Raw genomic sequence first — 23,194 nt, forward strand, 5'->3', positions numbered from 1 at the left:
GTTCAGGACACACCATGCCCAGCACTCGGCGGAACACGTTCCGCACCCTGCTACGTCTCTACCCCTATGCCCGCCCGGCCTTGCCGCGGCTCGCGCTCGGGGCGCTCGCCGCGCTGCTCGCCGGGCTGGTGGCCCTCGCGATCCCGCAGGTGCTCGCCGGCCTCGTCGACGGCCCCCTCAGCACCCAGGACTCGTCAGAGATCTGGCCGGCCGTCTGGATCGTGCTGGGCCTCGGCGTCCTCGAAGCCATCATGATAGCCCTGCGCCGCTGGTTCGTGCTGACCCCCGGCACCCACATCGAGGCGCGCATGCGCAACGGCCTCTATGCCCGGCTGCAAGACCTGCCCGTCACCTTCCACGACCGCTGGCCGAGCGGCCAACTGCTCAGCCGCGCCGTCAGCGACCTCAACCTGATCCGCCGCTGGGTGTCGTTCGGGCTCGTGCTGCTCGTGATCAACTTTCTGACCATCATCGTCGGCGTCGTGATTTTGTTCTCGATGAACTGGCTGCTCGGCCTCATCTTCATCGTCTGCTCGATCCCGATCTGGATCTACGGCTACGTCTTCGAAGAGAAGTACTCGGTGATCGCCCGGCGCAGCCAGGACCAGGCCGGCGACCTGGCGACGGCCGTCGAGGAGTCGGTGCACGGCATCCGTGTGCTGAAAGCCTTTGGTCGTGGCTCCTTCGCGCTGAAAAACTTCGCCCACCAGGCCGAAGACCTGCGCGGCACCGAGATCGAGAAAGCCCGCGCGATCGCCGGAATCTGGTTGTGGCTGCTGCTGGTTCCCGACGTGGCCTTCGCGATCTGCCTGATCACCGGCGTCTGGCTGACCGCGCAGGGCGACCTCAGCGTGGGCGAGCTCGCCGCCTTCTTCGCCACCGCGACCGTGCTGCGGTTTCCGGTCGAGTCGATCGGTTTTCTGCTCTCGATGACCTTCGACGCCCGCACCGCGACCGACCGCTTCTTCGACATCATGGACACCCCGAACGAGATCGTCGACCCCGAGAACGCGGCGACCCTCGCCAACCCGCGCGGCCGTCTCGCCTTTGACAACGTGCACTTTCGTTACGCGGACTCGCCCGAACGCTTTCCCGACCTGCTCGACGGGGTCAACCTCGTGCTCGAACCCGGCGAGACGATGGCCCTCGTCGGCCTCACCGGCTCCGGCAAGAGCACCCTGACCGCGCTCACCACCCGCCTCTACGACGTCACCGACGGCGCCGTCACCCTCGACGGCGTCGACGTGCGCAGCCTCGGACGCGAAGAACTGCGCAGCCACCTCGCGATGGCGTTCGAAGACGCCACCCTGTTCTCGGCCTCCGTGCGCGACAACGTGTTGCTCGGCCGCGCCGAATTCAACGATGCCACCGGCGAGGGCCTGGCCAGCGAGGCAGCGGATGCCGCACTCGCCTCCGCCCTGGACATCGCCCAGGCGGGCTTCGTGCACGACCTTCCCGACGGTGTCGACACCCTGGTCGGCGAGGAGGGCATGAGCCTGTCCGGAGGGCAACGCCAGCGCATCGCCCTCGCCCGGGCGGTCGCCGCCCAGCCGGCCGTGCTGATTCTCGACGACCCGCTCAGCGCGCTCGACGTGAACACCGAATCCCTCGTGGAAGCGGCACTGCGCGAGGTGCTCGTCTCCACGACGACCCTGATCGTGGCGCACCGGCCGTCGACGGTCATGCTCGCCGACCGCGTCGCGCTGCTCGAAGACGGCCGCATCACCGCGGTCGGCACCCACTCCGAGCTGCTGGCCAGCAATCAGCACTACAGCTTCGTCATCTCGAGCCTCGAAGACGAAGTCAAACGCGAGGCCGAACGTGCGGAGGAGGCACTGTGAGCGTCACCGGAGTAGCCGGCGAAGAACGCCACGATTTCACCAAGGCCGAGAGCCGCCAGATTCGCCAGCGCTCGCTGCGGCTGCTCGGTTCGCTGCTGATTCCCGTGCGGGGGCAGGTGATTCTCGCGATGCTCGTCGTGGTCGTCTCGACCGCCGCGCAGGTCGCCGGCCCGGCCCTGATCGCCCTCGGCATCGACCGCGGGCTTCCGGCGTTGCTGGCCAACGACTGGGTTCCACTCGCCGCGACCGGCGCGGTCTACCTCGTCACCGGGGTCTGCGGCGCGCTCCTGATCGCCTGGTACACCGTGCTCGCCGCCCGGGTCAGCCAGAGCGTGCTGATCGACCTGCGCAAGCGGGTGTTTCTGCACACCCAGAAGCTGAGCCTCGAGTTTCACGAGTCGTACACCTCGGGGCGCATCATCAGCCGGCAGACGAGCGACCTCGACGCCATCCGCGAGCTGCTCGACTCGGGCATCAACCAGCTCGTGCAGGGCGTGCTGTACATGCTGTTCACGGCGATCGCGCTGTTCCTGGTCGACGGCACGAGCGGCCTCGTGCTGTTCGGTGCGCTTCTTCCGCTGGCCGTGTTGACCCGCTGGTTCCAGGTGCGCTCGCAGACCCTGTTCCGGCAGTCGCGGGTCGCCTCGGCGAGCCTGATCGTGCATTTTGTCGAGACCATGACCGGCATCCGTGCCGTGAAGGCGTTCCGCAAGGAGAAGCGCAACAACACGCAGTTCGGCGGCCTCGTCGAGGACTACCGCAACGTGAATGCCCGGGTCATCCAGCTCTTCGGCGTGTTCGACCCGGGGCTCGTGTTGATCGGCAACGTGACCGTGGCCGCGGTGCTGCTGGTCGGCGGCTTCCGCGTGGTCGAGGGCGACCTGATGATCGGCGCCCTGCTCGCCACCCTGCTGTACACCCGCCGCTTCTTCGACCCGGTCGAGGAGATGGCGATGTTCTACAACTCCTACCAGTCGGCCGCGGCCGCGCTCGAGAAGATCTCCGGCGTGCTCGAAGAGCGCCCGGGCGTTCCCGACCCGACCACCCCGGTCGACCTGTGGACGGCCAAGGGCACGGTGTCGTTTACGAACGTGCAGTTCGCCTACAAGACCGACCGGGTGGTGCTGCCGCACTTCGACCTCGAGATTCCGTCGGGCCAGACCATCGCCCTGGTCGGTTCGACCGGTGCCGGCAAGTCCACGCTCGCCAAACTGATGAGCCGTTTCTACGACCCGAGCGAGGGCCGGGTGCTGCTCGACGGCGTCGACCTGCGCGACCTGCACCCCAAGGACCTGCGCCGGGCGATCGTCATGGTCACCCAGGAGGCGTACCTGTTCAGCGGCAGCGTCGCGGAGAACATCGCGATCGGCAAGCCGGATGCCTCCCACGAAGAAATTCGGGCGGCCGCGCGTGCCGTGGGCGCCGACGGTTTCATCTCGCAGCTGCCGAACGGCTATGACACCGACGTGAATAAGCGCGGCGGCCGGGTCTCGGCCGGGCAGCGCCAGCTGATCTCGTTCGCCCGGGCCTTTCTCGCCGACCCGGCGGTCTTGATTCTTGATGAGGCCACGTCGTCGCTCGATATCCCGAGCGAGCGGCTCGTGCAGGAAGCCCTGCAGACCCTGCTGAGTGACCGCACCGCCGTGATCATCGCGCACCGCCTGTCGACGGTCGCGATCGCCGACCGGGTGCTCGTGATGGAGAACGGAATCATCGTCGAAGACGGCACCCCGAACGACCTGATCGCCGGCACCGGGCGGTTCGCGAAGCTGCACGCGGCCTGGCGGGACTCCCTGGTCTAGCCTGCGTCGGGGCCGAGCGGCGGGTCATCCGTCGTCTGTGCGGGCAGCGGATGCTCACCCTTGAGTTCCACAAAGATCGTGTGGGTCGGGGTGGTTCCGATGTTCTCGCCCGAGTGCGTCTGGGCGGGAAGCCAGCGTGCCGCGCCGGCCGGCAGCTCCACGTCGAGGGTCGGCCCGATCCCCGTGGTCGTCGCTTCGGCGGAGAGCCGGCGAGTGAACGCGCTGAGGGTCACCATGACGCTGTCGGGGTGGCTGTGCGGGGTTGTCGCGTCTCCCGGAGTGTCAGAGTACTCGAGCACCCGCACCCGATCATTTTCGAACAGCACACTGTAGTGCTCGGGATTGCTGGCGACCGGATCGCGTGTCATGCGCAGCACGGTAGCACCGGGCCACCACGGCCGTCCCGAGGGGTGGTGTCGCGTCGCGGCACTCGTTGCGTCGGCCGGCACTCGAGAGAACGAGTGCCGCGAGAGCTAACGAGTGCCGCGACGGGGTGGGACCGGCCGCGGGCGGGTCAGGGGCGGCCGGGTGACCAGCGGGCGGCGGCGTAGTCGACGCGATAGGCGGCATCCGTCGGCGCGTCGAGCAGGGGAGTGCCCTCGGTCTCGTAGTGAGCGCGGGCGCGCTCGTCGAGGCCGGGCGGCGGATGCCCGCCGTGCCGCACCACGCGCCACCACGGCACGGTGCCGCCGCTGTGCGCGAGGACCTGCCCGACCGTGCGCGCCGCGCGACTGCCGAGCACCGCGGCGATGTCGCCGTAGGTCATCACCCGGCCCGGCGGGATCGAGTCGACGATGGCGAGCACGTGCTCGGCGAAGGCCTCGCCGCGCGGCGGCGCTGCCGCGTCATCCGAAGTCCCGGCCATGGGCATCCGCTCTCAAAAAAGTCTTAGAGCTGCAGGGCGCCGATGGTCTCGCCGTACTGGGTTTCGCCCACGTCGACGAAGCCGATGCGGTGGAAGAATGCCCCGGGGCCGTCGTCTCCCGGTTCCCAGATCACGTTGATGTGGTCGAAGCCGCGGGCGCGGGCCTCTTCGGCGAGGGCGTCGGAGGCGAACTTGCCCACACCCTGACCCTGGGCGCCGGCGTCGACGTTGATGCGCCAGATGCAGGCCCGAAACTCTTCATGCTCGGAATTCGGGTCGAAGTTGCCGTGAATGAAGCCGGCGACCTGGTCGTCGAGCAGCACAACACGCTGCCACGCGGTCGCGGGATTGATGACGGATGCCGCCACTGAGTAGGAGACGGGCGCCACGAACGCTTCCTGTCCCGGTTTCAGGCTCAGGTTGTTGGCGGCAACGATGTTACGTGCGGACAGTTCTTCCAGTCTCAGCTCACCCATGTGCTCAGGCTAACGTGCCCCCGGGCTCGCCGGTACCCGATCGGGGTGCATCACGGGCCGGGACCACCCCCGGAACGTCCCCGAACGGGGGAATATATCTCGATGTCAAGATAGTTACGAGTCTCTAGTAAGCTTGCAGACGGCCATAGTGGGCCGTCGAACCGCGGAGGAGAAGCCATTGTCGAAGATTAAGGTTGAAGGAACGGTCGTTGAACTTGACGGCGACGAGATGACGCGCATTATTTGGCACGCCATCAAGGACACGCTCATCCACCCCTACCTGGACATTGACCTCGAGTATTACGACCTCTCGATCCAGAAGCGCGACGAGACCAACGACCAGATCACCATCGATGCGGCACACGCCATCGAGAAGCACGGTGTGGGCGTCAAGTGCGCGACCATCACCCCCGACGAGGCCCGCGTCGAGGAATTCGGCCTGAAGAAGATGTGGCTCTCGCCCAACGGAACCATCCGTAACATCCTCGGCGGCACGATCTTCCGCGAACCCATCGTCATCAGCAACATCCCGCGCCTCGTGCCCGGCTGGAACAAGCCGATCATCATCAGCCGCCACGCCTACGGCGACCAGTACAAGGCCACCAACTTCCGCTTTCAGGGCAAGGGCACGCTCAGCATGACCTTCACCCCGGAAGACGGCAGCGAACCGTCGACCTTCGAGGTCTTCAACGCTCCGGGCGACGGCGTCGCCATGGGCATGTACAACCTCGACTCGTCGATCACCGACTTCGCCCGCGCCACCCTGGCCTACGGCCTCGAGCGCAACGTGCCGGTCTACCTGTCGACGAAGAACACCATCCTGAAGGCCTACGACGGTCGTTTCAAGGACATCTTCCAGGACATCTTCGACACCGAGTTCAAGGCCGGCTACGAAGCGGCCGGACTCACCTACGAGCACCGCCTCATCGACGACATGGTCGCCTCGGCCATGAAGTGGGAGGGTGGCTACCTCTGGGCCTGCAAGAACTACGACGGCGACGTGCAGTCCGACACCGTCGCGCAGGGCTTCGGCTCGCTCGGCCTGATGACCAGCGTTCTGTCCACCCCCGACGGCAAGATCGTCGAAGCCGAGGCCGCTCACGGCACGGTGACGCGTCACTACCGCCAGCACCAGCTCGGCAAGCCCACCTCGACGAACCCGATCGCGTCGATCTACGCCTGGACGCGGGGCCTCTCGCACCGCGCCAAGCTCGACTCCAACCCGGCCCTGGCCGAGTTCGCCCTCACCCTCGAAGACGTCGTCATCAAGACCGTCGAGAGCGGCAAGATGACCAAGGACCTCGCCCTGCTGGTCGGCCCGGAGCAGCCGTACCAGACGACCGAGGAATTCCTCGCCTCGCTCGCCGAGAACCTGCAGGCGCGCCTGGGCAAGTAGCCTCCGCCCCCGCACGTCCCGAAGGCCCCGACCGCACTGGTCGGGGCCTTTCGCGTGCCAAACTGGCTCGGCCGCGACCGGGCACAGACCCGGCAGGCCTGCGAGGCAAGCGGATGCTCGACCGCGCACCCGCGACGGCTGCCGGCTTTTGTGTTGGGTCTGGAGGCACAGGACGGGAATGCACTAGATTCTGCAAACGTGGATTTGTCGGTGCAGCCGGTGCCGCCGCCGAGTCGGACTGTTGGAGCGTCGGCGGATGGAGTGGCTCGTCTCGTGAAAACTTTTGTCATGCCCGCCGCGCCGGGGCCCGCCCGGACCGATACCCAACGCCGTTCCCGTCGCAGTGCGCTGGTCGCCGCCGTCGCTGTCGGCGCCCTGGTCGCCACTGTCGTCGGCGGGGGAGTCAACCCGCCGCCGGCCGCCGCGGCGCCGCTGGTGCCGACATCCGTCGCCGGGACCGGCACCAGCGGATCGGTCGCCGTCGAGTTCACGCCCGACACCACCGGCACCGTGCCACTGGCGGTGAGCGGCCTCGTGCGGGCGGCACGCCAGCCCAACCCCGACGACCCGGCGAGCCCGACGTCCGGGTTCACCGTGCCCGGTGAGGACACCACGTACATCGTGACCGTGCCCGCGGGCCTGCGTTTTCTGCGCCTCGACCTCGACTCGATCGGGGACAGCGCCAACCTCGACCTCAACGCCTACGTTGAGGTTCCCGGCGACGAGTCGGTGCAGTTCGAATCCCAGACCGGTGCGGCCGACGAACAGATCAACCTGCCCAACCCGATCCCCGGCGACTACGAGGTGGTGGTGACCGCGGTGAGCGGGTACTCCGACTTCACCCTGGACACCTACCTGCTGCCGGCCGGTCCCGGGGTCGGCGCTCTCAGCGCGACACCGGCGGCCGTGCCGGCGACCGCGGCGGTGCCGGCTTCCTACACGCTGAACTGGTCGGGCCTGCAGGCGGGCCCGGGCTACCTCGGACTCGTCGAGTACGGCGGGAACGCCCGAACGGTGCTCGAGGTGGACCCGGGGGCGGCATCCGTCGTCACCGCCGTCAACGTGAGCCCGCCGACGATCGTGGGGGTGCCCGAAGACGGGCGAACGCTGCGGGCGAAGACCGGCACCTGGACCCCGAAGGGCCTCGAGTTCTTCTACCAGTGGCAGGCCAACGGCAGCGATATCTTCGGGGCGAACGACGCACGCTACCGGGTGAACGACTCCGTCGCGGGGGCGACCCTCACGGTGAAGGTCACCGCGCGGGCGCCGGGCCTGATCGCCGGCACCGCCATCTCGGGCGGGGTCTACGTGAAGGAGAGGGTGTTCCCGACCGTGGAACTCAGCGCGAGCACCATCGGGCCGGAGGAGTCGACGGTGGCGACCGTGGCCATCCGCAGCTTTTCGAAGGTGTCCGGCAACGTCGAGTTGCGGGTCGGCGCGCTGCGCTACCAGGTGCCGCTCGACGCGAACCAGACCGGGCAGGTGACGCTGTCCGGGCTGCCGCCGCGCTCGTACAAGGTCACGGCGTACTACGCCGGCAGCGACATCGTGGCCCCGATCGAGAGCGACGCGGTGCGGCTGCGCGTGAAGCGGTAGGGGAGGCGGCGCGACGAGTGCCGGGCGGCCGATGAGCGCAGCCTCACCTTGCTGGCGGAGCGGCACGCCCGGGTGAACAATCGAGGGATGAAGCGCATTTCAGGCCGCGTATTTCGCTATCCGTTGCTCGTCGCGACCGTGATCGTCGGCGTGCTCGGTCTGGTTCTCTGGCTAGCCGGGGCGACGGATGCGCCGCGATGGTTGTTCAGTTCGTTCGGCCTGGTCGTGGCCGGCATCGAGAGCGTCGGCATGATCAAGAGGCTCCGCCAGGGAACCTTCGGAGTGGACCTGCTCGCGGTTATCGCCATCGTGGCCACCGTGGCGGTCGGCGAATACATCGCCACCCTGCTCATCGTTCTCATGCTCACCGGCGGGGCCGCGCTCGAGGACTACGCGGCCGGCCGGGCCACCCGCGAACTCACGGCCCTGCTCACCCGCGCGCCGCAGATCGCGCACCGCATCAGGCCTGGCGGCGCCGACGACGCTGCCGCCACGGAAATCGACGACATCCCCGCCACCGAGGTGCGCCTCGGGGATCTGCTGCTCGTGCGGCCAGCCGAGATCGTTCCGGTCGACGGCACGCTGCTCACGGCGAGTGCGAGTTTCGACGAGTCGTCGCTGACCGGGGAAAGCCTGCCCGTAGAACACACCGCGGGCGAGCCGGTTCTGAGCGGCTCGATCAACGGGCAGGCAGCGGCGACCCTTCAAGCCACCGCGACCGCCGAAAACAGCCAGTACCAGCGCATCATCGCGCTCGTCGCGGAGGCGTCCACCAGCAAGGCACCGGTGGTGCGTCTCGCCGATCGCTACGCCGTGCCGTTCACGGCCGTGTCGCTCCTCATCGCCGGACTGGCCTGGGCGCTCTCCGGCGACCCCGTGCGGTTCGCCGAGGTGCTCGTCGTGGCGACCCCGTGCCCGCTGTTGCTGGCCGCGCCGGTCGCCTTCATGGGGGGCATGAGCCGCGCCGCCCGCAACGGCATCATCGTGAAGGGTGCCGGCGTGCTCGAGTCCCTCGCTCGGGCCCGCACGGTCGTCTTCGACAAAACCGGAACCCTCACCTACGGCACCCCCGCGATCGCCGAGGTGCGCGCCGAGGCCGGTTTCGACTCCGACACCCTGCTCACCCTCGCGGCGTCGACCGAGCAGTATTCGAGCCACGTGCTCGCGGCATCCGTCATCGGCGCCGCCCGCGACCGCGGCCTCGTGCTGACCCCGGCCGACTCGGCCCGGGAGATCGCCACCCACGGGGTGGTCGCGCGTTTCGGTGACCGCGAGGTCGCCGTGGGCAAGCTGTCCTTCATCAGGGACCGCGCGCCGGCCGCCGTGGCGACGGCGCTGAGCGGCGGGGAACTGGCCATCTACCTCGCCGTCGACGGGGCCTACGCCGGGTGCATCGTGGCGAGCGACACCGTGCGGGACAACGCCCGCGCAACCGTCGACGCGCTCGGGCGGCTCGGTGTTCGGAACAGCATCATGCTCACCGGCGACGCCCGGGCGACCGCCGAGCACGTCGCCGCGCAGGTCGGCATCACCCGGGTACAGGCGGACTGCCTGCCGAGCGACAAGGTCGACACGGTGCGCGGGCTGACAGAACGACCGGTGATCATGGTGGGCGACGGCGTCAACGACGCGCCGGTACTCGCGGTCGCCGACATCGGCATCGCGATGGGCGCGAAAGGGTCAACGGCCGCGAGCGAATCCGCCGACGTCGTCATTCTTCTCGACGATGTCTCCCGCACCGTGCGGGCCGTGCGCATCGGCCAGGACACCGTCCGCATCGCCCTCCAGAGCATCTGGATCGGCATCATCCTGAGCCTTGTCCTGATGCTCGTCGCGGCGTTCGGCCTGATCCCGGCCACCGCCGGCGCCCTCAGCCAGGAGGCCGTCGACCTCATCACCATCTTCAACGCCCTGCGGGCGATCGGCGGGCGAGTGGATGCCGCGGCCGGCGTTCGCGTGCCGGCCCGCCCGGGGAGCCCCGCTGCGGCCGGGCGGGACTATTCTGGGCGCATGCTGCACAAGGCCTGAATCTCACTCTGACCTGAATCTCACTCTGAGGAGCGATCATGGACGTGTCGATCAACTGGCTCGCGGTGCTGCTCGGGGCCCTCTCCACCTTTCTGATCGGCGGGCTCTGGTATTCGCTGCTGTTCGCGAAGCCCTGGCAGCGCGCAGCGGGGGTCACCGACGAACAGTTGACGACCGGCGCCGCCCGCATCTTTATCGGGTCGTTTCTGCTGGCACTCGTGATGGCGGCCAGCCTCGCCGCGTTCATCGGCGACGGCGGCTTCGGGTTCGGGGTCTTCGCCGGCATCGCCACCGGAGCCACCTTCGCTGCCGCCTTCTGCGGCATGACATACCTGTTCGAGCGGCGCAGCCTCACCCTGTTCTACATCAACGGGTCCTACGCCGTGGTGTCGTTCACCGTGATGGGGGCGATCATCGGCGCCCTGCAATGACTCCGAGGCTCGGCGAGCTCGCAGGTCGCGCTCAGCGAATCCTGAGGCTGCCCTAGTTCGGATCCGCCGCTCGGGCTAGGGTCCCCCCGACGCGAAATCCACCGGGGTTTCGGCGCGCTTCGCCCCAACGACGGGAACCGAACGTGAATCGACCAGCCCAGCCCGAGACCCACTCCGTTTCTCTTCAGCGCTCCACACCTCCGCTGCACGGCGTGCTGCACCGCCGGGGGGTCGCCGCGGCGGTGACCGTCGCGCTGCTGGCAGCCCTCGCCCCGCTCGGAGTAGTCGGTGCCTTCGCCGACGAGCTGCCGCCCGCGGCGACCGAGGTGCTCTCTCCCGAAGCGGATGCCGCGGCGCTCGCCGCGGCATCGGCCCCTGCCCCGACGAGCCCTGCCCCGACGACCCCTGCCCCGACGACCCCCGAGCCGGGCACTGCCGACCCGGCCGCCGACTTCGTGGCGCCGGCGCTCGTCACCGGCACCGGGACATCCGGTTCGATCACGGTGCCGGTCACCCCGGGGGCGACCGGTGTGGTGCGCATCACCGCGTCCGGGCTGGCCCCCGGCGTGCCGGTGCCGAACCCCGATGACCCCGCCAGTCCGATCACCGGCTCGATCAGCGGGATCGACCAGCAGTCCTTCCTCGTCACGTTGCCGGCTTCGCTCGTGCTGTCACGATTCGAGATTGAGCTGTCTAACCCGGCGGCCGATGTGGACCTGCTGATCTTTGGCGCCGACGGGGTCGGCGGCCCGGTGGGCACGGCCGTCGAACCAGGCCCGACCGCGAGCGAGGCGCAGGAAGTCTTCGTGCTGCCCTCGGTCAACGAGTTCCGGGTTGCCGTGCGCAGCTTCGGACCGGCCACCGATTTCGTGCTGCGCACCTTCGGTTCGACGGTGACCTCATCGGCCGGCACCCAGACCGTCACGCCATTCGAACTGGACACTGAAGCGGGTGTTCCGACGAATTACACCTATTCCTGGAGCGGGCTGGCCCCGAACTCCGTCTTCGTCGCCGCCATCGGCTACGCCTTCGACGCCGGCGTCACGCAGTACACGACCGTGCGCATCGACACCACTGAGGACACCGCCCCGGCCACCCCGGTCAACGTCGTGCGCCCGGTGATCACCGGAAAAGCCGAGGCCGGCCGCACCCTGCGGGTGAACACCGGCGAGTGGGCCAGCGCCGACCTCACGTTCGGCTACCAGTGGCAGTCCGACGGCGTCGACATCCCCGGCGCGACCCGGGCGCGCTACCGGGTGACGGATGCCGACCGCGGCTCCGCGCTGTCGGCTCTCGTCACCGCGCGCACGCCGGAGGGCGCCGTCGCCGGCTCCCCGGCCGAGCCCGTGGTCGTGAAGTACGCGTCCGAAACCCGGGTCTGGCTGAGCCGGGCCACGGCATCCGTCGGCCAGAAGGTCACGATCGGCGTGAAGGTGATGAGCGACGGCCCGGTCACCGGAACCGTCGACGTGCGGGTCGGTGACCGGCACTTTGACGTGATGCTGAACGCGCGCGGGTACGGCCAGGTCACCCTGACCGACCTGGCCCGCGGCGGGTATCGGGTGTCGGCGGCGTACGCCGGCAGCGACCTCGTCACCGGCTCGATGAGCGGTGCGGAACGGTTGCGCGTCACCCGGTAGCCGCTGATCGCCTCCCCGCGGCGAGCCTGCGCGGGGAGGCTGGTCGCTGGCGCGGGCCGTTTGTGAGGAATTCTTGGGTCTGCCCCTAGAGGAGGGGGCCCGGATCGACTAGATTCACCAGACGTGGGTTTCCGTCGGGGGCCCGTTCTCCCGATTGGAACACTCGTGAGTTCTGCAGTCAGGTCACCGCTCCACCGTCACGCCGCAACACTCTCCCCCTCCTCATCCGGTCGAAACCCGGCCCGCGCCGGCCTGACGGCCGTACTCGTTGCCGCACTCCTCGGCGGCTACGGCACGGCCGCCGTAGCTGTCGGGGTCGGCGACGAACCCGTTGACCTGCAGGCTCCCGCATCCGTCGGCGGCAGCGGCGCGACCGGATCGGTGAGCGTTCCCGTGACCCCCGGCGCGACCGGTTCGGTGCCGCTGAACGTCAGCGGGTTGACGCCCGGGGCGCGGCTGCCGAACCCCGACGACGCGGCCAGCCCGGTCACCGGAAGCGCCGCCACCGGCGACGAATTCCGGTACAGCGTCGATATTGCGGCCGGCAGCCGCTTTGTGCGCTTCGACCTCGATTCGATCGGTGACGGCGCCGACCTTGACCTGAACATCTTTCTCGACCGGCCCGGAGAAGAGTCGGTGATGTGGGACTCGCAGAGCAGCGCGAGCGACGAACGGGTCGACATTCCCGAAGCCCCGGCCGGCTCCTACCAGGTCGTCATCAACACCTTCGAGGGAGCCAGTGACTTCACGCTGACCACCTACGTCGTTCCAAGCGGATCCGGCAGCGGAACCTTCACCGCCACGCCGTCGACCCTGGCCGGCACCGCGGGGTCCACGGCGAACATCGGCCTGTCCTGGGCTTCACTGTCCTGGGCCGATCTGCCGGCCGGCACCCCATACCTCGGCGTCGTTGAATACGGCGACACCGGCGTGCGCACCGTACTGACGGTCGCCCCGGGGGCGGTGGGCCCGGGCGGGCCCGGTGGCCCGGTTGACCCCGGCGGTCCGACCGACCCCGACGACCCCGATGACCCGGGCGTGCCACCGCTCGAAGTCGCCACCAACCAATCCCCACCGACCATCACCGGCACCCCCGAGGTCGGGCGCACCCTGCGCGCCCGGGCCGGCGAATGGGACCCGGCCCAGCTGGACTTCGCCTACCGCTGGCAGGCCGACGGGGTCGATATTCCCGGTGCGACCGGTGTGCGCTACCGGGTGACGGATGCTGCGGCCGGCGCCACGATCACCCTCGTCGTCACCGCGACCGCCGACGGGTTCTCGCCGGCGCTCGCCGTGTCGAGCGGGGTGCAGGTGTTGGCCGCGTCGGAGGTGACGCTCACGCTCAACCGCAGGGAGGCATCCGTCGGCCGCACGATCACCGCGCGCATTCGGGTGCTCAGCGGCGACACGGCCCAGACCGGCGCGGTCGTCGTCTCCGTCGACAACCGCGACTACACCGTGCAACTCGGCCGCGGCGGCCGGGCTCGGTTCACCCTGCCCGACCTCAAGGCCGGAACCCACCGGGTGAGCGCCAGCTGGGCGGGCACCGCGACCGTCGCGGGAGACGAGAGCCCGACCGCGCGCCTGCGCCTGCGGTAGCCGGCGGCGTGCGGGGGTGACACCCCGAAAATGCATGGTATTGGCCGGGCACAACCGTGCTTGGTGGGGGGGGGGGGTCTCACCGCGGCCGGCTCGTGGCGCCGCCCCGCAGCCGCGCCGACGCGGGCCCGGACGGCGCTTAGGCTGAACGGATGACCTCCGACCAGCTGCCGAAACCCCGGCTCGCCCGCGAAGTGTACGTGCTCGGGGTCGTCGCCTTCTTCGTCATGGTCGGCTTCGGCGTGGTCGTGCCGGTGCTGCCGGTCTATGTGCGCAGCTTCGACGTGGGCTACCTCGAGGTCGGCGCGGTGCTCAGCGCCTTCGCGCTCATGCGCCTGGTCGCGAGCCCGTTCGTGCCGCGGCTCATCGACTGGGCGGGGGAACGCACCATTCTCGCGGTGGGCATCGGCATCGTCGCGGTCTCGAGCGGCCTCGCGGGCCTGGCCGACACCTACCCGCAGCTGCTGATGCTGCGCGGCGCGGGCGGCATCGGCTCGGCCATGTTCTCGGTCTCGGCCATGACGCTGCTGCTGGCCTCGACCCCGTCGACGCTGCGCGCCCGGGCGCTCGGCTTCTACCAGGGCGGCTTTTTGATCGGCGGCATGGCCGGCCCGGCGATCGGCGGCCTGCTCGCGACGCTCTCGCTGACAGCCCCGTTCTTCTTCTACGCCGGCACCCTCGCGATCGCCGGGCTGATCGGCGTCATCATGTTGCGCCCGGCCCGCGGTTCGGCTGCGGCCACGATCGCTCCGACGGATGCCGCGCTCCCGTTTCGCACGGTGCTCGCCGACCCGAGGTTTCGCGCCGCGTGCCTGGCCAACTTCGCCCAGGGCTGGACCTCGCTCGGCGTGCGCGCCGCGCTCATTCCGGTGCTCATCGTGGAGGTGCTTCGCGGCCCGACCGCGTGGACCGGCATCGCCTTCGCGTGCGCGGCGGTCGCCCAGACCCTGGCGCTGGCCCCCGCGGCCCGGTTCATCGATACCGTCGGGCGGCGGCCGGCGATTATCGGGGCGTTCGCGGCGGCATCCGTCGTGATCATGGCGGTGCCGTTCGCGCCGAACATCTGGGTGCTCGGCGGTCTGCTCTGCCTCTACGGCGTCGCGGCCGCGTTCATGGGCACCGCGCCCGGCGCGGCCCTCGGCGACGCGGCGGGCTCGCGCGGCGGGCGCCCAGTGGCCGTGTTCTCGATGTTCGCCGACGCCGGCGCGATCGTGGGGCCGCTCGTCGCGGGCTGGCTCGTCGACACGGTGTCCTACCAGGCGGCGTTTCTGGTGGGAGCCCTGTTCCTGCTCGGCGCGGCCGGCTACGCCCTGCGGATGCCCCGCGAGGCCCGGCGCTGACCCTCGGCTGGGAATACCCACCGGTAATCATGCGTTTGCATACATATCGCCTAGGCTGGGCGACACCCCACCACTTCAGAAGGGCCCTCCCATGACCGTCCTCACCTCCGGACTCCACCACGTCACCGCCATCGCCGGTGCACCCCAGCGCAACGTCGACTTCTACGTCACCGGCCTCGGCCTGCGGCTGGTCAAGCGCACCGTCAACTTCGACGACCCCGGCACGTACCACCTCTACTACGGTGACGACTCGGGCCGGCCCGGGTCGCTGCTGACCTTCTTCCCGTGGACGGGAGTGCGCTCGGGCGTGCACGGCGTCGGGCAGTCCACCAGCACCGCCTTCTCGGTGCCGGCCGGAAGCCTCGGCTGGTGGCAGAAGCACTTCGCCGACCTCGGCGTCGAATCCGCGATCACCTCGACGTCGTCCACCGAAGAGCGCCTGTCCCTGCGCGATCCCGACGGCCTCGGCCTCGACCTCGTCGCATCGTCGACGATCGACCCGCGCGACCCGTGGGATTCCGCCGACGTTCCCGCCGAGTATGCGGTGCGCGGCCAGCACTCCTCGGTGCTGACCGTCGCCGACCCGACCGGCACGCTGCAGGTGCTCACCCGTGACCTCGGCATGCGCATCATCTCCGAAGAGGGCAACCGCACCCGGGTGGGTGCCGGTAACGGTGATCCCGGTGCGCTCGTCGACGTGATCGCCGACCCCAACGGGCACGCCGGGCTCACCGCCGGCGGCACCGTTCACCACGTCGCCTTCCGCGTGCCCGACCGTGCGACGTAGGCCGACTGGCGCGAAGAACTCGTCGCCCGCGGCTACGGAGTCACCGAAATCCTCGACCGCGACTACTTCACCTCGATCTACTTTCGCGAACCCGGCGGAGTGCTCTTCGAGATCGCGACCGACACCCCCGGCTTCGACATCGACGAACCGCTGCTCGAACTGGGCCGCTCGCTGAAGCTGCCGCCGTGGCTCGAGCCGAGCCGCGAGGCCATCGAACACTCCGTCGTGCCGATCACCGTGCCCGCCGCCAACAACCCCGCGCTCGTCGTATGAGCCCGAACGCGAATTCCGGCACCGAGACGGATGCCGCGGCGCTGCTGGCCGCTTGGCCGCACGTCTACCGGGAGGGTGCGGCCGAGCGCCCGGTGTTGCTGATGCTGCACGGCACCGGCGGCACCGAGCACGACCTGCTCGGTCTCGCCGACGCCCTCGACCCGGCGGCCGCGGTCATCGCCCCGCGCGGACGTGTCACCGAGAACGGCATGAACCGGTGGTTTCGCCGCCTCGCCGAGGGGGTCTTCGACCTCGAGGACGTCGAGGTGCGTGCCGACGAGCTGGTCGGCTTCGTGACTGCGGCCCGCGCCCAGTACGGGCTCGGTCACCGCCCGGTCGTCGCCGTCGGGTTCTCGAACGGCGCGAACGTGGCCCTCGCCACGGCGCTGCGGCATCCGTCGACCGTGGCGCGAGTGATCGCGTTCTCCGGGATGCACCCGCTTCCCGGCCGGGACGCGACCGCAGTCCTGAGCGGCACGAGCGTGTTGCTGCTGAACGGTGAGAGCGACCCGATGGCGCCGCTGCCGAGTGTCGACGCGCTCGCGGCCGAGCTCGAGCAGCGCGGCGCACGCGTGCGGCAGGTGCGCCGCTCGGGCGGGCACGGCGTCACCGAGGCCGACGTGTATGCGGCGCAGGGCTGGCTCGCGAGCTGAGCGACTCTAGTTCGAGAGCTCTTTGCGGCCGGTGAGCACGCCGCTGATCGTGGCGATGACGGCGAACACGAGGCCGATCAGGCCCAGGCCCAGGTCCCACCAGGCGAGGGCGGCTGCGCCGAAGACGGCGATTTCGATCAGGGCCTTGCCGAAGGTGTCGAGCGTGAAGACGGCCTTCGGTGAGCGGAACAGCGCCCACAGCAAAATGGCGAAGGCCGGTGCCGCGATGCCCACGAGCACGCCCGGCCACGGCAGCGGCCAGCCGAGAAAACCCCAGATGCCGAGGGTGACGAAGGCGAACAGTTCGAGCACGAGGCGCACGATGTCGTTGGGGCCGACCTGGGGCGTTGCGCGGGTATTTGTCACCCACCAATCTTAGCGACCGGCGGCTGGTTCTCCCGCAGCCTGGAGGTCGGCTCGCCCGGTTTCGACCGGCGCGCTGCGCGCGCAGGCTCAACCAGCGGAGGCTCGCTGGTTGAGTAGCGGGCACGCCCCACGCCCGCGTATCGAAACCGGGTGGGCCGATCTGCAGAGCCGGGCGGCGTACTTACTTGAAGATGATCGTGCGGATGCCGTCGACCAGCACGCGGTTCTCGGCGAACCACTTGACCGCGGTCGTCAGGGTGCGGCTCTCCTCGTCCTGGCCGATGGCCACAAGCTCCGCGGGCGTGCGCGAGTGGTCCACGCGCACCACGTTCTGCTCGATGATCGGGCCCTCGTCGAGCTCGCCGGTCACGAAGTGCGCGGTCGCGCCGATCAGCTTCACGCCGCGCGCGTGCGCCTGACGGTAGGGGTTGGCGCCCTTGAACCCGGGCAAAAACGAGTGATGGATGTTGATGGCCCGGCCCGCGAGCGCCTCGCAGAGTTCGGGGGAGAGGATCTGCATGTACCGGGCGAGCACCACGAGTTCGATATCGAGCTCCTCGACCGCCTGCAGCACGCGGGCCTCGAAGGCGGCCTTGCTCGCGGCATCCGTGATCGGGCGCGATTCGAAGGGCACGCTGTAAAACCCGACGAGGTCGCGCAGCGTGCCATGGTTGCTCAGCACGAGCGGCACGTCGATGGGCAGCTGGCCGCCGCGCTGGCGAAACAGCAGGTCGTTCACGCAGTGGCCGGCGGTCGAGGCGAGCACGAGGGTGCGCAGCGGTCGGCCGACGACGTCGACGACGGCATCCATGTCGTAGCGCTCGATGACCGGCTTGAGCACCGCGGCCAGTTCGGCCTGCGCCGCGGGGGATTCCACCTGCAGGCGCATGAAGAAGCGGCCGGTGTCGTCGCTGGAAAACTGCTGGCTCTCGAGAATGTTGCCCTGGGCCTGCACGATCGCGCCGGTGATGGCGTGCACGATGCCGGGCTGGTCGGCGCAGACGAGGGTGATCACCCAGTGGTGCGGGTGCGAGGCAGGAGAAGTCATCCGCTTAGAATACCCGCTGGGCGATAGCGGATGCCCCGCCGCCATCCGTCGTTCACCTTGCCTGAACAGGGCACCCGGGTAGACTGCGTGTTGGTCGTGCTGAACAAGTCGGCCCCGGGCGCGCACGTCGGCGCGTAGTCGAGTGGCTTCGATCTCGGTGTGAATGGTCCCACCGGTCTCGTGGTTAGTGCCGCCTCTCGACTTCCCAGTGCGAATAGTGCAACTACCACCATGACCAACACCGCCAGCATCTTTCTGCCCACCGGGTCGATCCGGGTCGTTCCCGGCACGCCCCCTGACAAGACCGACCCGCCGTTCCCGTGGGTTGGCCTGATCACCCTCGCCGCCGCAGTTTTTCTCTCGGTGACGAGCGAAATGCTGCCGACCGGGCTGCTGCCCGAGATGAGCCGCAGCCTGAACGTCGCCGAATCGCAGATCGGGCTGCTCGTGTCCTGGTTCGCGTTCACGGTCGTGCTCACGAGCGCGCCCGTCGCGATCTGGACCCGCCGCTTTCCCCGCCACGGCCTGATCATCGTCGTGCTGATCATCTTCGCGGTCAGCAACATCCTCACCGCGATCGCGCCGACCTACGAGTTGGTTGTCGCCGCCCGGGTGCTCGGCGGCGTCGCGCACGGCCTGTTCTGGTCGGTCGTCGGCGCCTACGCCGGCCACCTCGTGCCGAAGGCGCAGATCGGCCGCGCCGTGTCAATCACGGTCGCCGGCGGCACCCTCGCATTCGTTTTCGGCGTTCCGCTCGGCACCATGGGCGGCCATCTGCTCGGCTGGCGCCTGTCGTTCGTCCTGCTGGCCGGCCTGATGCTCGTCGGCGCGGTGCTGGTGTGGAAGTTTCTTCCACCGGTAGCGCGCTATTCGACCGGGGCACCGGCATCCGCTTCAGGGAAGACCGGCAAGAAGGCGACGGGGCCGCGCGACGCGACCGTGTCGGCGGTGGTGCTGATCTGCTTCATCACCGGCATCACAATGATCGGCCACTACAGCTTCTACACCTACATCACGCCGTTTTTGCTCGACGGCCTCGGCGTCGACCTCAGCCTGCTGGCACCGCTGCTCTTTGCCTACGGCGTCGCCGGCGCCGTCGGGTTGCTGCTGGTCGGCACGGTCTTCGGGCCCCGGCCGAGCCTGGGGCTGATTCTCGGCCTCGCCGTCAGCGCCCTCAGTGTGACGCTGCTCGCGGTCTTCACCGCGACGCTGCCGGTGGCGATCGCCGCGTTCGTGCTGTGGGGGATGGCGTTCGGCACCCTCCCCCCGCTGCTTCAGACGCGGATGCTGCACGCCGCGTCGCCGCAGATCCGCGACACCGCGAGTGCCTTCTACACGACCGCTTTCAACGCGGGCATCGGCGGTGGCGCGCTGCTCGGAGCGGTGTTGCTCGACAGTGTCGGCCTCGAGGCGGTGCCGTTCGTCTATGTGGGCCTGCTGCTCGTGGCCCTCGTGCTCGTGATCGTCACCGACCGGCTGACCCACCGGCGCTCGCGGGCCTGAGCCGACCAGCCGGGTCCGCTCTGGTGTCGGCAGATGACAGCCGAGCAGCGCCGGGCGACACGCTGACCCTAATCCGCAGTGCCCTAAAAGGGGCAGTCGGTGGGCGTGGGGAGTGCCCAGAGTTCGTCCCAGCTAAGGCGGCGGGGTTCCTGTGCCTGCAGCTCGGCCTTGAGTTGTGCTTTGGTTTTGGGGCGGAGGTGAACCGGGATGGGTGGGTTCTGGCGGTCGGCGGGGAAGGTGGGGTAGTACCGCCCGGCGGGGCTGATCCAGTGGAGTGTGCCTGTGTGGTCTTGGCTGACTTGCCAGCCGGTCTCGTGCTTGAGTCGGTGCGAGTACCGACAGAGCATCGCAAGATTATTGAGGGTGGTTTCCCCGCCGAAGGCCCAGTCGTGGGTGTGGTCGACATCGTCGTGGGTGGCCGTCCGGGTGCAGCCAAAGAACCGGCAGGTTTGATCGCGAATCTCCACCGCCTTCCGCAGCCCGGCCGGTACCGCGTAGCGGTCACGGCCCACGGAGAGCACAACACCGGTCTCGGGGTGGATGAGGAGGCGGGTGAAGCCGGTCGCGGTGCCGGCGAGACGCCGCGCAGTCTCGGGATCGATGGGGACGGTGCCGTCGAGGAGGCCGGGTTCGTCGCTGTGGCCCATCAGGGTGAAGACCGGGACGGTGACGTTCACGGTGGCGCGGATGCCGTGGCCGAGGCCGGTGGCGGTGACGCCCTGGATGAGGAGGTCGGTGGCGATGTCGGCCCGTAGCTGGGCGCGGGTGCGGCCGTCGTCGGCGGTACGGAGGTCTGTCGCCATGGTCGTGAGGCGGTTGACGATGGCGTGGGCGTCGTCGGTGGGCAGCAGCAGGTCGAGGAAGCTCATCCCGTCGAAGGTGTCCTTGAGCCGCACACACCGTTCGGCGACGGCTTTCTTGTGACGTTTGGTGATGGATTCCGGGTTCAGGCGCTCCCGTACCCGCACGGCCCGACGCCGCAGCTGCTCCAGGGAGAGCCACTCGGCGTCTTTCAGGACCCGGTCCTCGAACTCCTCCAGCAGGTCGTCGGGCAGTACCCCGGACTGGTCGACGGCGACCCGGGCGTGGTCGTAGCTGATGTCGCCGCTCTGCAGGCGGGACAGAGTGGCGGGCAGGTGCTGCACGAGGCGTTGGCTCTCGTAGAGTAGTGCCCGGCTCTGGTCGGGGTTCTGGCGGAGCAGGGCTCCGACCTCTGAGACCAGGGTCTCTTCGCCCCGGCGTTGTTCGCTCCACCGCGGAATCTCCCGGCCCGCGGCATCCCGTGCCGGCTCGCTCCCCGGCCCTGTTCCCGACTCAGCGACCGGCCGGCCGGGGAGTTCCAGGCTGCGCAGGTGGGTTTGCAGGGCGTCGAGGGCAACGGCACGGTCGGCCGCGGCGGCCGCCATCCGGCGGTGGGTGTCCTCGACCACGTCGAGCAGGAGGTTGCACGTCTCCATCCCCGGCACCCACGCCCAGCAAAAGGCCTCCCCGGGACCGGTGGACACGGGCTCCGCCGGCACCGGATCAACCAGCACCGGAGCAGCAAGCGTTGCCGATGCCGGATCGAACAGCGCCGGATCGAACAGCGCCGGATCGAACAGCGCCGGATCGAACAGCGCCGGATCGAACAGCGCCGGATCGAACAGCGCCGGATCCGTCTCCGGCCCGTCGCTCGTTAGTGTGTTCTGAATCGTCCACTCGGCGTCGGGTGGATGATCGGGCGGCGGGACCGGACTATCCGGCTCCTCATCTGGCATTTCCCGTGAAACGGTCATAGCACTATTTTCCCGGACTCCACCCCAAAACTCGAGCATTTTTCGGGATTTGTGGACAGAAATTCAGAGCTGTATTCGATCTCCTAACGGGCTGGAAAATTGGTCGAGTTTACCCAGGCCCCAAAGCCGGGGGAGTGTGCAATCCATCTCAGCCCACAGTTGTGCGCGGGCTCTTGACGTAACCGGCCGCCCTAGTCGCGCGGGCGGTCGGCCAGTGGGCGGTTCGCGACGACCGGCACGTGGCCGGTGAAACCGTCGCGGGCGGCGGCGATCTCGAAGATGCGGCCACGGCAGGCGTACCAGCCCACCATCAGCCCCGGGATGATCAGCACGAGCGAGCTGATGGTGAGCGTGCCGACCGGCCAGTCGAAGGCCATCAGCACGAGCACTCCGACCAGGAAGATCAGGGTGATGTAGCCCGAGTACGGGGCCCACGGCATCCGGAACACCGGTCGCACGAGGATGCCGCGCTTCGCCCAGGCCTGCAGGCGCAGCTGGCAGAGCACGATCATGCCCCAAGCGCTGACAATGCCGATCGCGGCCATGTTGAGCACGATCTCGAAGGCCTCGTCGGGCACGATTGCGTTGAGGGCCACTCCGAGCAGGGTGACGACACCGGTGAGCAGGATGCCGCCGAACGGCACCCCGCGGCGGCTGATCTTGCCCGCGAAACGCGGTGCTGAGCCGGCGAGCGACATCGAGCGAAGTATGCGGCCGGTGGAATATAGACCGGCGTTCAGCGAGGACAGCGCCGCGGTGAGCACCACGAGGTTCATGATCACGTCGACGCCGTCAATGCCGATGGTGCCGAAGAACGTCACGAAGGGGCTCTCGCCGGCCTTGTATGCCGTGTACGGCAACAACAGCGAGAGCAGCAGGACCGACCCGACGTAGAACACCGCGATGCGGATGATGACCGTGTTGATCGCCTTCGGCATGACCTTCTCGGGGTTCTTCGTCTCGCCGGCGGTCGTGCCGACGAGCTCGATCGACGCGTAGGCGAACACGACGCCCTGCACCACCAAGACGGATGCGATCAGTCCGTTGGGCAGCCAGCCGCCGTTCTCGCCGATCAGCGCGAACCCGGTCGTGGCGCCGTCGAGCGGGGTGCCGAAGATCACCATCCAGGTGCCCACGATCAGGAAGGCCACGATCGCGAGCACCTTGATGAGCGCGAACCAGAACTCCATCTCGCCGAAGACCTTGACCGAGAGCAGGTTGAGGAACATGACCAGGGCGAGCGCGGCGAGGGCGTAGAGCCACTGCGGCACCGAACCGAACGGGGCCCAGTAGGTCGCGAAGAAGTTCATGTACAGTGCGACCGCGGTCACGTCGACGATGGCCGTCATGGCCCAGTTGAGCCAGTACAGCCAGCCGGTCACGAACGCCGTCTTCTCGCCGAAGAACTCGCGGGCATAGGAGACGAAGGAGCCGGAGCTCGGGCGGTGCAGCACCAGTTCGCCGAGCGCCCGCAGAATCAGGAAAGCGAAGAAACCGCAGATGGCGTAGACAATTACCAGGGCTGGGCCGGCGCTCGCGAGCCGCCCGCCCGCACCGAGGAAGAGGCCGGTGCCGATGGCGCCGCCGATGGCGATCATCTGCACGTGGCGGGATTTTAGGCCCTTGTGCAGGGCGTCGTCCTCGTGCACGCTCAGGGCGTCTTCGATGTGGTCGAAGGGGGTCTCCTCCGGCGGGTTCGCGTGGTCGTGGTGACCGTGCGGCTCGGGCTGCACGTCGCGGGTGGGGCTCAATTGGCGCTCTTTTTCGCTGGCCGC

At 69.0% G+C, this 23,194-nt stretch carries 19 protein-coding genes and 1 pseudogene; 13 read left to right on the plus strand and 7 right to left on the minus strand.

Features of this window, described 5'->3' with window-relative positions; all coding sequences use genetic code 11:
* The first annotated feature begins 14 nt into the window (after positions 1–14).
* Together D6T64_RS17650 and D6T64_RS17655 are read left to right on the plus strand one after the other, a co-directional pair.
* On the plus strand, positions 15–1,841 hold the full coding sequence (locus D6T64_RS17650) for an ABC transporter ATP-binding protein (RefSeq protein WP_119976000.1): 1,827 nt from the start codon (positions 15–17) through the stop codon (positions 1,839–1,841).
* Positions 1,838–3,643: an ABC transporter ATP-binding protein gene (locus D6T64_RS17655; protein ID WP_119976001.1), complete on the plus strand. Its 1,806-nt coding sequence runs from the start codon at positions 1,838–1,840 to the stop codon at positions 3,641–3,643. Before D6T64_RS17650 ends, D6T64_RS17655 begins: the two co-directional genes overlap by 4 nt.
* On the opposite strand, the gene D6T64_RS17660 is transcribed toward D6T64_RS17655, so the two are convergent.
* The 3 genes from D6T64_RS17660 to D6T64_RS17670 form a co-directional block, all read right to left on the minus strand.
* Entirely contained in the window at positions 3,640–4,011 is a 372-nt protein-coding gene (locus tag D6T64_RS17660) for a cytoplasmic protein (RefSeq protein ID WP_119976132.1), read from the minus strand. The two genes, D6T64_RS17655 and D6T64_RS17660, sit on opposite strands and share 4 nt — an antisense overlap.
* Positions 4,012–4,157: 146 nt before the next feature.
* Positions 4,158–4,508, minus strand: coding sequence for an MGMT family protein (locus D6T64_RS17665; protein WP_233551365.1), 351 nt, complete (start codon positions 4,506–4,508; stop codon positions 4,158–4,160).
* Between the two features lie 23 nt (positions 4,509–4,531).
* The gene (locus D6T64_RS17670) at positions 4,532–4,984 is read right to left on the minus strand and encodes a GNAT family N-acetyltransferase (RefSeq protein WP_119976003.1); all 453 of its coding nucleotides are present in this window, start codon (positions 4,982–4,984) and stop codon (positions 4,532–4,534) included.
* 178 nt (positions 4,985–5,162) lie between these two features.
* Between D6T64_RS17670 and D6T64_RS17675 the strand changes: the two genes are divergently transcribed.
* The 10 genes from D6T64_RS17675 to D6T64_RS17715 all read left to right on the plus strand — a co-directional run bounded on the left by D6T64_RS17675 (position 5,163) and on the right by D6T64_RS17715 (position 16,727).
* Positions 5,163–6,380, plus strand: a complete 1,218-nt coding sequence (locus D6T64_RS17675) for an NADP-dependent isocitrate dehydrogenase (protein WP_119976004.1) — start codon at positions 5,163–5,165, stop codon at positions 6,378–6,380.
* A gap of 288 nt (positions 6,381–6,668) precedes the next feature.
* Positions 6,669–7,976, plus strand: coding sequence for an Ig-like domain repeat protein (locus D6T64_RS17680; RefSeq protein WP_119976005.1), 1,308 nt, complete (start codon positions 6,669–6,671; stop codon positions 7,974–7,976).
* 87 nt (positions 7,977–8,063) lie between these two features.
* A complete protein-coding gene (locus D6T64_RS17685; protein WP_119976006.1) occupies positions 8,064–10,004 on the plus strand; it encodes a heavy metal translocating P-type ATPase in 1,941 nt (646 codons plus the stop codon).
* Positions 10,005–10,042: 38 nt separating this feature from the next.
* Positions 10,043–10,435 (plus strand): DUF1761 domain-containing protein, encoded by a 393-nt coding sequence (locus D6T64_RS17690; protein ID WP_119976007.1) that lies wholly within the window; start codon positions 10,043–10,045, stop codon positions 10,433–10,435.
* A 143-nt stretch (positions 10,436–10,578) separates the two neighbouring features.
* Entirely contained in the window at positions 10,579–12,075 is a 1,497-nt protein-coding gene (locus D6T64_RS17695; RefSeq protein WP_147364608.1) for an Ig-like domain repeat protein, read from the plus strand.
* A 165-nt stretch (positions 12,076–12,240) separates the two neighbouring features.
* Complete coding sequence (locus D6T64_RS17700) at positions 12,241–13,674, plus strand: Ig-like domain repeat protein (RefSeq protein WP_119976009.1); 1,434 nt, start codon at positions 12,241–12,243, stop codon at positions 13,672–13,674.
* Between the two features lie 152 nt (positions 13,675–13,826).
* Positions 13,827–15,014, plus strand: coding sequence for an MFS transporter (locus tag D6T64_RS17705; protein WP_119976010.1), 1,188 nt, complete (start codon positions 13,827–13,829; stop codon positions 15,012–15,014).
* A 91-nt stretch (positions 15,015–15,105) separates the two neighbouring features.
* Positions 15,106–15,801, plus strand: coding sequence for a VOC family protein (locus D6T64_RS17710; protein ID WP_325049810.1), 696 nt, complete (start codon positions 15,106–15,108; stop codon positions 15,799–15,801).
* A gap of 99 nt (positions 15,802–15,900) precedes the next feature.
* A complete protein-coding gene (locus tag D6T64_RS23545; protein WP_233551391.1) occupies positions 15,901–16,074 on the plus strand; it encodes a VOC family protein in 174 nt (57 codons plus the stop codon).
* Entirely contained in the window at positions 16,071–16,727 is a 657-nt protein-coding gene (locus tag D6T64_RS17715) for an alpha/beta hydrolase (RefSeq protein WP_119976011.1), read from the plus strand. The genes D6T64_RS23545 and D6T64_RS17715 overlap by 4 nt, the downstream gene beginning before the upstream one ends.
* A 6-nt stretch (positions 16,728–16,733) precedes the next feature.
* On the opposite strand, the gene D6T64_RS17720 is transcribed toward D6T64_RS17715, so the two are convergent.
* Complete coding sequence (locus tag D6T64_RS17720; RefSeq protein WP_119976012.1) at positions 16,734–17,093, minus strand: YrdB family protein; 360 nt, start codon at positions 17,091–17,093, stop codon at positions 16,734–16,736.
* A gap of 181 nt (positions 17,094–17,274) precedes the next feature.
* On the minus strand, positions 17,275–18,141 hold the full coding sequence (gene purU, locus D6T64_RS17725) for a formyltetrahydrofolate deformylase (protein WP_119976013.1): 867 nt from the start codon (positions 18,139–18,141) through the stop codon (positions 17,275–17,277).
* Positions 18,142–18,297: 156 nt separating this feature from the next.
* Between purU and D6T64_RS17730 the strand changes: the two are divergent.
* Positions 18,298–19,644 (plus strand): annotated as a pseudogene (locus D6T64_RS17730) (MFS transporter); the annotation flags it as partial.
* Positions 19,645–19,727: 83 nt separating this feature from the next.
* Here D6T64_RS17730 and D6T64_RS17735 read toward each other — a convergent pair.
* Both D6T64_RS17735 and D6T64_RS17740 read right to left on the minus strand, forming a co-directional pair.
* Complete coding sequence (locus D6T64_RS17735; protein ID WP_119976015.1) at positions 19,728–21,419, minus strand: HNH endonuclease signature motif containing protein; 1,692 nt, start codon at positions 21,417–21,419, stop codon at positions 19,728–19,730.
* 191 nt (positions 21,420–21,610) lie between these two features.
* On the minus strand, positions 21,611–23,086 hold the full coding sequence (locus D6T64_RS17740; protein WP_377010191.1) for an amino acid permease: 1,476 nt from the start codon (positions 23,084–23,086) through the stop codon (positions 21,611–21,613).
* Positions 23,087–23,194: the final 108 nt, after the last annotated feature.

Origin of the sequence: Cryobacterium melibiosiphilum, assembly GCF_003602235.1 — a bacterium.
Taxonomy (GTDB): domain Bacteria; phylum Actinomycetota; class Actinomycetes; order Actinomycetales; family Microbacteriaceae; genus Cryobacterium; species Cryobacterium melibiosiphilum.